6 protein-coding genes are annotated in these 11,251 nt (G+C 41.7%); all 6 read left to right on the top strand.

All coding sequences use genetic code 11. The annotated features are described in order from the left end of the window. The first annotated feature begins 3 nt into the window (after window positions 1-3). A complete protein-coding gene (locus tag I2I04_RS01005) occupies window positions 4-1,038 on the top strand; it encodes a DUF5627 domain-containing protein (RefSeq protein WP_004322246.1) in 1,035 nt (344 codons plus the stop codon). 32 nt (window positions 1,039-1,070) lie between these two features. Next, on the top strand, window positions 1,071-3,347 hold the full coding sequence (locus I2I04_RS01000; protein ID WP_195654066.1) for an endo-1,4-beta-xylanase: 2,277 nt from the start codon (window positions 1,071-1,073) through the stop codon (window positions 3,345-3,347). A gap of 33 nt (window positions 3,348-3,380) precedes the next feature. Then, window positions 3,381-5,024: a glycosyl hydrolase gene (locus I2I04_RS00995; RefSeq protein WP_195654065.1), complete on the top strand. Its 1,644-nt coding sequence runs from the start codon at window positions 3,381-3,383 to the stop codon at window positions 5,022-5,024. A gap of 26 nt (window positions 5,025-5,050) precedes the next feature. Next, window positions 5,051-7,867: a glycoside hydrolase family 98 domain-containing protein gene (locus I2I04_RS00990; RefSeq protein WP_229126895.1), complete on the top strand. Its 2,817-nt coding sequence runs from the start codon at window positions 5,051-5,053 to the stop codon at window positions 7,865-7,867. A gap of 71 nt (window positions 7,868-7,938) precedes the next feature. Then, entirely contained in the window at window positions 7,939-9,855 is a 1,917-nt protein-coding gene (locus tag I2I04_RS00985) for a sialate O-acetylesterase (RefSeq protein WP_195654064.1), read from the top strand. Window positions 9,856-9,860: 5 nt separating this feature from the next. After that, entirely contained in the window at window positions 9,861-11,246 is a 1,386-nt protein-coding gene (locus I2I04_RS00980) for a glycoside hydrolase family 43 protein (RefSeq protein WP_195654063.1), read from the top strand. Window positions 11,247-11,251 lie beyond the last annotated feature (5 nt).

Here is an 11,251-nt window from a genome sequence, read left to right as displayed (position 1 = left end):
GTTATGAAAAAGAACTTAGCATATATCGGACTGGTTTTATTGATCCTTACTTGGACGTCATGCGAAAGTAGTGACAATGAATTTCCTGATTTCGATTACCAGACAGTATATTTTGCCAACCAATACGGACTTCGTACCATAGAGCTTGGTGAGAGTGAATTTGTGGATAATACTCTTGACAATCAGCATAAAATGGTAATAAAAGCTGCTTGGGGTGGAGGATATACTAATAGAAACAATGTGGTGATAAACTTTAAAGTAGATGAGTCCTTGTGTGACAATCTTTATTTTAAAGATACAGATCAGCCTCTTGTCCCTATGCCGGCTTCTTATTACACGTTGGCTTCCGATCGAATTGCGATTCCTAAAGGGCAAATAATGGCGGGAGTAGAAGTGCAGTTGACGGATGATTTTTTTGCTGATGAAAAATCGATCAGTGAGAATTATGTCATTCCTTTGTTGATGACTAATGTTCAGGGGGCAGACTCTATTTTGCAAGGGAAGCCGGTTGTTGAAAATCCGGTGTTAACTAATGCCAGTGATTGGAGCATATTGCCGCAGAATTTTGTCTTGTATGCAGTGAAGTATGTGAATCCTTGGCACGGAGAGTACTTGCGTCGTGGCATTGATCATGCTACTGTAGCAGGTACATCAAAAGATATTATTCGCCATGAACAGTTTGTGGAAAATGATGAAGTTGTGAATATTTCTACTAAAAGTATGAAAGACAATCTTTTGACACTGAAAACCAAAGATGAGAGTGGTAAGGATATTAGCTATACTGTTCGTTTGTCATTTGCTGAAGATGGTTCGTGCACTGTACACTCTGGTTCGCAGAATGTAGTGGTAAGCGGTAGTGGCAAGTTTGTCAGCAAAGGTGAGAAAAATAGTCTTGGCGGAAAAGACAGGAATGCCATTTATCTTGACTATACAGTCAATCTGACAGACAATAACATTCAGCTTGCAACAAAAGACACTTTGGTGTTACGTACACGTAATGTGTATGGTGGCAAGTCACTCGAAGTAGTGAGAAAATGATGTTTTGATATGAACGTTAAAATCAAGAGTATATGAAATACATCAATAACAAGATAATTGCTTCTACACTGATCGCTGCGTCGATAATGTCGTGTACAGACGAATATGATTGCCAGCTTCAAGTAGAGAAACCACAGAATGCAGCTATCAACGAATATTTAGCTCAATTTGACCTGCTGAAGTCGTATATTGACCGTAGTGGTACACCTTTTCAGTTGGCTGTAAATGTACCGGGAAGCGAATTTGCAAAGAAAGAAATTGCATTCAGTACAGTGTTTACCAATTTTGATGCAGTGGATATGAACGGTTCTTACGATCCGCTAAATACATTAAAGGAGGACGGTACTTACAATTTTGGCGGCATGCAAACGGCTGCCGATGTAGCAGCGGAGGCTGGCGTGACTCTTTATGGAGGGGTACTTTGTTCAAACCAAGGACAGCGTGCCGCATATTATAATAAGCTTATTGAGCCGATAGATATTCCGGTAGAAGTACAAAAAGGAACGACTAAGTTGTTTAATTTCGAAAATGATGCTATCGGTACGACTTATCCGATGACAGGTAATAGCTCGGCTACAGTTGAGGAAGACCCTGCCGGTGAAAGCGGTCATGTTTTACATGTGGGAACAAATGATGTGAAAGCTGCTTATTCCTATCCTAAATTTCACGTAGTTTTGCCTGCAGGAAGAAAACTCGGAGATTACGTTAGATTGAATATAGATTTGCGTTTTGTAGCAGATCACGGAATTTATGGAACAGGTTTACGAGTTTTCATTCAGGGACAGGAATTTAATTTAGGAAAAGACGAGAAAGGAAATGTCATGAATGGAGCTACTTTCTGTGGCGGAGGTGACAAATGGAAACGTGAAGGAACAATTAATCTGAAAGATGATACCGCTCCCGGATTGGTAGTACCCGAAAGTTTAGGAAGTCTGACAGAATTTGATTTAGCGATAGGTTCCGCATCGGGTGGTGCACAATTTTATTTGGATAATATTTCTATGGACTATGAAGTATCCGGAAAAGGTACTACGGTTATCAATTTTGAAGGGGATAATCTGAATACAGTGTATCCTATGGTTGAAAGTGGAGCGGGTGCTGCTGGTGGTGGAGCAGCTACTGTAGTAGAAGATCCAGATGGAGAGACTGGTCATGTACTTTACATAGATAAGGCTGTACACTCATTTCCAGAATTTACTGTTAAGTTAGCTGATGGTAAGACTCTTGGAGATTATACTGGCATGTCAATGGATATGCGTCTCAGCAATGGTGAGTATGGTTCTGGAATGTTCGTTAAAATTAATGGTCAGCTGATCACTCTTGGTCAAAATGCGGATAAATATGGTTTCGACGAAGACAAAAAGTGGAAACGTGGGGGTATATTTGTGACCTTTGTGAAGGAAGGTACTTACACTGCTTTGGGTGAAGCGGTTCCAGCTACTACAATTGAGATACCCAATGTAATGAAAGACCTCAATGAAATAACATTTGCGATTGGTTCCAGTTCTGGCAACTGGACAGCATACATCGATAATTTGATTTTTACATGGGAAGCCAAGCCGCAACATATCGAAAAGACTCCAGAAGAGAAAAAGGAAATCTTCACTAAAGAAATGGAAAAATGGATTGGTGGTATGGTGTATGCAGGTGTGAATGAAACGAAGAGTGTAAAAGCTTGGAATATCATTGGTAATCCTTTGGATAAGACTGTTAATGATAATACATTTAACTGGGGTGAATATTTGGGTGAAGTAGACTATGCACGTACCGCCGTGAAGATTGCCCGTGATACAGTGAAGAATGCCAATGTAGATCTTGAGCTTTTTGTCAGCAACACATTTGGTCAATATGATGAAATGGGGAATATGGCTGATGAGCTCATATCTTTAGTTAATGCTTGGGAAGAAGACAACGTTACCAAAATTGACGGGTACAATATTCTTCTCAATGCAATTTATTCCAAAGATGTTGTTTTCCAGGAAGGCAATAAAACGATGATCACCAATCTGTTTGATAAACTAGGTAAGACTGGTAAACTGATACGGGTATCCGATCTTAGCATGATGGTGGAAGAACTGGATGGCAACTTTATTGCGATTAATAAATTAACAGAAGAAGATAGAGCTGCCGCTGCTTCTTATATGGCTTTTATCATGCAGGAGTATCGAAGACTTATTCCTGCGGACAAGCAATACGGAATCTCTATATCGGGTATTACAGAGACCAATACTGGTTATAAACTGTGTCCTTGGACATCGGACTATAACCGTAATGAAATGTATGAAGGTATAGTGGACGGATTGAAATAATCCTCTCCTCTGGATTAAAAGGACTATTTATATATGAAGAATATTACATTTTTATTTTGGCTCTTTCTTGCGAATATCCTCTTGGGGGCTTGTTCGGGAGGGGAAGATGAAAAAAAAGAAATGGATGAAGGAAAGGGCGCGTATGCGCTCTTTCTTAAAAAATCCATTACTGTGAGTACTGGGGAAAGTCAGACGGATGTTGTGGTGGAATGGGCGAAGACTTCTTGGGAGATAACTCTCGGTGAAGGAGAGATCGTAAAAAGCGTTACTCCTACATCAGGTGGGAATAGTAGTGGGGAAAAACAGTACACGAAGGTTCGTGTATCTTGTGGGGCAAACAGTACGATGAAAAAGCGTACACAAACCATTCACTTATTCGATAAAACTAATGAAACAACTGTTGATTTGCTGGTAGAACAAGCTCCAGCGTACAAGTCTGTTACACTAACTGTTGATCCTATGGTGAAATATCAGCCGGTTGTAGGATTTGGCGGCATGTACAATCCGAAGATCTGGTGTGGTGACAATCTTATTTCTGCACCACAATTAGATAAGATGTATGGTGCCGGCGGATTGGGATATTCTATCCTTCGCTTGATGATTTATCCCAACGAATCAGATTGGAGTGCAGATGTAGAAGCAGCAAAGGCAGCACAAGCTAATGGAGCAATTATTTTTGCATGTCCATGGGATTGTACAGATGCGCTTGCAGATAAAATCACGGTGAATGGAAAGGAAATGAAACACCTTAAAAAAGAAAACTATGAAGCGTATGCAAACCATCTTATCCGTTATGTAACATTTATGAAGGAAAAAGGGGTGAACCTCTATGCGATTTCTGTCCAGAACGAACCGGATATGGAATTTACGTACTGGACTCCTTCTGAAGTAGTGGATTTTGTAAAACAATACGGAGCAAGGATACGGGAAACAGGAGTGAAACTGATGTCACCGGAAGCCTGTGGTATGCAGCCTGAATATACTGATCCTATTATCAACAACGCTGAAGCATTTGCTCAAACGGATATTCTAGCCGGACATCTCTATCAAGGGTTTACAGATTTGAGTAGCGGATATGTTAAGAACCGCCACGATTACGTCTGTGGTGTGTATTCACGTATTCAAGGAAAGACATGGTGGATGACAGAACATCTTTTTAATGACGGTGAGAATTCTGATGATTCTTCGAAATGGGAATTCCTGAAATGGCAATATAGTCTCAATCATCTTGGAAAAGAGATCCACATGTGTATGGAAGGGTATTGCAGTGCTTATATATATTGGTATTTGAAGCGTTTTTATGGTTTGATGGGCGATACGGACAAACGGAGTCCGACGAGTGAAGGAGAAATCACAAAGAATGGTTATATTATGGCTCATTATGCTCAATATGCAACAGAAACAACTCGAATTAAGGCAGTTACAAATAATGAAGAAGTCTGTGCTACTGCTTATTTGGATGAAAAGACCGGTGAAGTGACCATCGTATTATTGAATTTGAATGGCGCTTCCCAGTGGTTGGAAATACCGTTAATAGGGATAAAGAGAGTAAGTGCCGTTGAAACGAACGAAACAAAAAATATGGAAGTGATCGATACTGGTTTGATGGAATCTGCTGAAGGTATAACGGTGTTGTTATCTGCTAACAGTATAACTTCAGTCAGATTGACATTTTAATGATAATAATAACTAGTTGGAATATAATGAATTTGTTAAATACGAAAAGTAAGCTATTATACCTACTCTTTCTCGGAATAGTATGTTGTGCATGTATTTTTGGTTCCTGTAAAGATGACGATGTCATTGATCCTGACGCTCCTTCTGTACCGAAACCCGGTACGGCTGTCGAGAATATTAATACTAATGTCAAGGCATTACGTAAGCTTATTGAGGCCAAACAACAGGACCTGGCTGTAAAGACATACAATCCGGTGAATAATGGTGCGAGTTATACGATTGAGTTGTCGGATGGTACAAGCTTCAGTATGTATGCTCAGATAGCAGCATTGGAAGGCGGAGGAGAGGATGTAGTCTATTCTCCAAAGGTAGGTGCCAAAGTAGAACATGATGAATATTATTGGACTCTTGATGATGCCTGGCTAACGTTTGAGAATGATGAAAAAGTCAAGGTGTTGGATGAAAACAATACAGTTGCACCGATAGTGGATATCAACACTGACGGCTATTGGACTGTAAAATACGGAGCTAAGTCTCGTACCCTTGACAAGGCGGTAAGCGGCAAACTTACCAGTCAGTTTAAACAAGTGAGTACTATTGGTGACGAATCTGTCTGTTTCACTTTTACCGACCGGACACCTGTCATCGAACTGGATCTTTTTAAAGGAGACAATCCCGAAATTCCTCCGGTAACGGGGGCGCTACGCCGTCCTATCTCTCCTGAACAACCGGCATGGTTTGTTCATATCGATTCATGGAATTATGCCGATCCTCAGAAAATCATAGACCTTATTCCGGCTGATATTCGTCCGTTTACCATTTTTAATATCTCGTTGTCTGTAAGCCATGATGAGGCTACTGGGAACTATAATGTAAGCGAGTATGGTTATGAGATAGCAAAGTCGTGGTTGAGGACGTGTGCTGAAAATAATGTGTGGGCGATGGTGCAGCCTTCAAGCGGCGGTTTTAGTCATTTTAAGGATGTCAGCTTATATAGTCAATTTGAAAGTGACGATAAGGTTCGGGTATATGATGAGTTTTTCAGAGAATATCCCAACTTTCTTGGTTTCAATTATTGTGAGCAGTTTTGGGGGTATGATGACCAGTTCTCTGTATCGTGGTTACAACGAGTGGCTCACTGGAATCAACTTTTGAAACTTACTCATAAATATGGAGGATATCTGGTAGTTAGTTTCTGTGGTAATACTTGGTCGGCTAATATTAATCCTATTGCTCTTGTGAAGCGTAATTCTGATTTTGCCCAAACTGCCAAGTTGTACTCTGAAAATTTCATTATGTGTGAGAAATACACCACGCAAAGTGGCTTCTTCAATGTCGAAGGAATTTGCTTAGGCACGTGGCTCTCCGGTTTTGCTGGTCAGTACGGCATCCGTTTCGACCAATGCGGCTGGACAGAGGAGAAAGGACAGAATGGCGATAAGGATTTCCCGCCGGCTACCGGTGCGCTGCCTATTATAGAGCATGTAATGCTGACAGGTCAGACTGTTATCGACGGACCTGAACTTATATGGCAGCAATGTTTTAAGGAGACGAATGAAGTCAATGTAGGTGATGGTTATCAGAGCCGTAATTGGGAATGTTTTCCGCAATTTGTCAATATCAATATAGATATGTTCCGTAAGATTATTGATAAAACAATTCGTATTCCTTCCCGGAAAGAAGTTATTGACCGCACGAAAGTGGTGATTCTTCAAGATGTCTATTCCGGTGATGATAATGCTAAATATAGCAGCCCGAAGAATTTGCATGAAGGGCTTTACCTTCGCGATGATGATGGCAATCTTTGGGATAATCATTGTTACTTTAAGAAAACGGGCCGTTATCCTACGATTCCTGTTGTGTTCGAATTGTGTGACGATGTAGCTAATTCATTCCAGTATAAAATCAACCAATCAACTTTCGAAGGATCCTGGAGCGATGTAAATACTAAAGTTGGAAAATTCAACCGTTGGTTCCCGCAAGAGTATACGGGAGAACTTTATGCAGGACGTATAGAAAATGGTTGGGTGGTTTATAACGGACTTGCCGGAATACGGAATGCTGCAATTCCGTTTAAATACAATACATGTGACAAGATGGAATTGGCTTACTCCAAATATACTGTAAGTGTTATAAAAGAATATGCCAATAAGCTCACCTTCTACATGAATAACTATGACCCTAGTGGTTCGAGCAAAACGGAGGTAATCAAGATATGTGGATGTACATCCAAACCAACTCATTCTGTATCTTCCAGAGCCAATGGTACTGCACAAGTTTCCGAGAATTGGAAAGAAGATGTATATACGCTGACTGTCACTCATAACGGACCATTGGATTTGACGGTCAATTGTTCAGGAAAAGCCACCGATCGTTTAACTGTATCTACTGCAGCATCTATCCAGATTCCCGCTTCTCCACAAATTTATCAGGGCGCTTATCAGTATGAGGCTGAATGCTTTGATTTTAAGAATGTGACTAAGAGAGTGACAAAAGGAGATTCGGAGCCGATACGTAACTACACAGCACAGGGATATATAAACTTTGGTGCTAGTTCTGCAGCTGCCGTACGTGATGCTGTTACTGCACTGGAAGATGGTGTATATACAATCCGTATCCGCTATCGTGCTCCGTCGGCTACAGTCAATACCGTAGACATGTATATAAACAATACCAAAGTAGGTACTCCGGAGTTTGCACAAACTGATAATGACAATACTGTATGGAATACAGCCTTAATGTCAGTTTCCTTACGAAAAGGGGCAAATACGTTTGAATTGAAAGCCAATTCATCAGCTGCCGGTGACTTGTATCTCGACAATATTGTTATTGAAAGAAAATAAGAATTCTCTTTAACTCGATTATCCGCATTTTACAAGTAGTATCTTGCGGATAATTGTTTTTTATTTGTAAGATGAAGAAGATTATATTATTAAGTTGTTTATTATGTGCAGGCATATTTGCCTTTGCACAAGACCCTAATTTCCATATTTACCTTTGTCTGGGACAATCCAATATGGAAGGAAATGCAAAGATTGAGGCCCAGGATACGTGCAATGTCAATGAACGCTTTCTGATGATGGCGGCTGTTGATTGTCCGTCTTTGGGACGCGTCAAAGGACAATGGTATAAGGCTGTTCCTCCGTTGGTACGTTGCCATACAGGGTTAACACCAGCCGATTATTTCGGACGTACATTGGTGGAAAGGCTGCCTGATAATATTAAGGTAGGTGTCATCAATGTAGCTGTAGGTGGTTGCAGGATTGAACTGTTTGATGAGGAGAATTGCGAAGAACATATTGCCTCTCAACCGGAATGGCTGAAAAATACCGCGAAAGCGTATGGTAATAATCCTTGCCGTAGACTAAAAGAATTGGCTGTAGAAGCACAGAAAGCCGGTGTGATTAAAGGTATCCTCTTGCATCAAGGCGAGTCTAATACCGGTGATAAAGAGTGGCCTCAAAAAGTAAAGAGAGTCTATGAGAATCTGTTGCGGGATTTGAATCTTCAGGCAAAGGATGTTCCCTTACTGGCGGGAGAAGTGGTGCATGCCGACCAGAATGGTAGATGTGCAAGCATGAATGAGATAATCAATACGCTGCCGCAAGTGATTCCGACCGCATATGTGATTCCTTCTTCGGGCTGTCCTGCCGCAGAAGATAATTTGCATTTCACGGCAGAAGGATACAGAAAATTGGGAGTGCGGTATGCCGAGAAACGACTCCTTTTGTTGGAGAAAGAACCAAACTCCGGGATTACTACCGAACCGGCATCCACTAATATTCCGGGATATGACTATCCCCGGGTGGATAAAGAGGGACGTGCTCATTTTCGTTTCTATGCTCCGCAGGCTACCAAGCTACAAGTGGATTGTTGCGGAAAGAAGTATGATATGTGGAAAGATACCGGAGGACTCTGGACGGCAACGACCGACCCTTTACCTGTAGGATTCCATTATTATTTCCTGATAGCAGACGGAGTGTCGGTAACAGATCCTTCCAGCTACACGTTCTTCGGTTGTTGCCGTGTGGCAAGTGGTATCGAAATCCCTGAAGGTGAAGAGGGGGATTATTATCGTCCTCAACAAGTACCTCACGGGCAGGTTCGTTCCTGTACGTATTATTCGGAAACACAAAAAGAGTTTCGTCGTTGTATGGTATATACGCCGGCAGAGTATGAAACTCATCCGAAGAAGCGTTATCCGGTACTATATTTGCAGCATGGTATGGGAGAAGATGAAACCGGCTGGAGTGCACAAGGACGTATGAATCATATTATGGATAATTTGATTGCATCCGGCAAGTGTGTGCCGATGTTGGTAGTGATGGATAGCGGAGATGTGGAAGCTCCGTTCCGGCCGCGTCCCGGAAAGGATATAAATGAAGAGCGGGCTCTGTATGGCGCAACTTTTTATGATGTTATCCTGAAAGACTTGATACCTATGATGGACCGTACGTTCCGCACCAAGACCGACCGCGAACATCGTGCGATGGCAGGATTGTCGTGGGGAGGACACCAGACTTTTAATACTACACTGCCCCACCTTGACAAGTTCTCTTATATAGGGAGTTTTAGCGGAGCAATTTTCGGATTGGATATGAAAACTTGTTTTAACGGAGTATTTTCCGATGCGGACGGGTTCAATAAAAGAGTGAATTATTTCTTTCTTGGTTGTGGTACGGAAGAACAAATGGGAACAAAGAAAATGGTAGAATCACTCCGCGAATTGGGAATCACAGTCGATTATTATGAATCGAAAGGTACGGGACATGAATGGTTGACTTGGAGACGTTGCCTGAAAGAGTTTCTTCCAAACCTGTTTAAACATTAAATAATATGAATATGAAACTTAAACAAGCTGCGGCAGTATTGCTGTTTTTAGGGATATTGCCATATCATTTATCTGCGCAAAATCCGATTGTACAAACTTGCTATACTTCAGATCCTGCTCCTATGGTGCATGATGGTACATTGTATGTCTATACAGGACATGATGAAGATAAGGCTGATTTTTTCTGGATGCAGGAATGGCGTGTGTACTCTACCAAGGATATGGTGAATTGGACTGACCATGGTTCTCCTCTTGCTATTGAATCATTTGCTTGGGCGGACGACCGTGCCTGGGCGGCACAGTGCATCGAGCGTAATGGTAAATTTTACTGGTATGTCTGTTTGCACTCTAAACTGACTAATACCATGGCGATCGGTGTGGCAGTCGGTGATACGCCTGTCGGTCCTTTTAAGGATGCCATCGGTAAACCCCTTCATGACGGGAGCTGGGATTATATAGATCCTACCGTATATATAGATGATGACGGTCGTGCTTATCTGTATTGGGGAAATCCGAATATCTATTATGCAGAATTGAATGAAGATATGATTTCTTTGAAGGGCGAAGTGGGTAAACTGGAACAGACTGTTGAGAGCTTTGGTGCACCCAATCCGGAAAAGCGTGTCAAAGGTGTTAAGTATAAAGATACTTATACAGAAGGTCCATGGCTTCATAAACGGGAAGGAAAATACTATCTTCTTTATGCTGCCGGAGGTGTACCCGAACATATTGCCTATTCCATGAGTGAGGGGCCTCTTGGTCCGTGGAAGTATATGGGAGAAATCATGCCTTTACAAGATACGGGCTCGTTTACTAACCATTGTGGAGTGATAGACTATAAAGGCAATTCCTATTTTTTCTATCATACGGGTAAGCTGCCGGGTGGTGGAGGTTTCGGGCGAAGTGCGGCGGTGGAGCAGTTCAAATATAACGCTGACGGCACTTTCCCGATTATTAATGCTACCCGGGAAGGGGTATCACCGATAGGCACGCTCAATCCTTACGAAAGGGTGGAAGCTGAAACTATCGCGTTTTCTGAAGGTGTGAAGTCCGAGCCAAATGTGAAAACCGGTGTATATATATCTGACATTCATAATGGAGACTATATAAAGGTACGTGAAGTGGATTTCGGCAATAAATCTCCCAAACGGTTTACAGCTACCGTTGCCAGTGCCCTTCGTGGCGGGACACTTGAAGTACGTACAGACAGTATAAGCGGACCATTAATTGCGGAACTGACTATTCCTTCAACGGGAGGTTGGGAATGCTGGAAAACATTGCAGACTGATATTGTAAAACCGGTCACAGGAATACAAGATATTTATTTTGTATTCAAAGGACGTAAAGGCTGCAAACTGTTTAACTTTGATTGGTACAAGTTTAACAGATAAACATG

The organism is Bacteroides sp. 1001136B_160425_E2 (assembly GCF_015559655.1).
GTDB classification, from domain to species: domain Bacteria; phylum Bacteroidota; class Bacteroidia; order Bacteroidales; family Bacteroidaceae; genus Bacteroides; species Bacteroides luhongzhouii.
The sequence above is the reverse complement of the archived record's forward strand: the minus strand, read 5'-3'. Positions and strand labels throughout refer to the sequence as shown.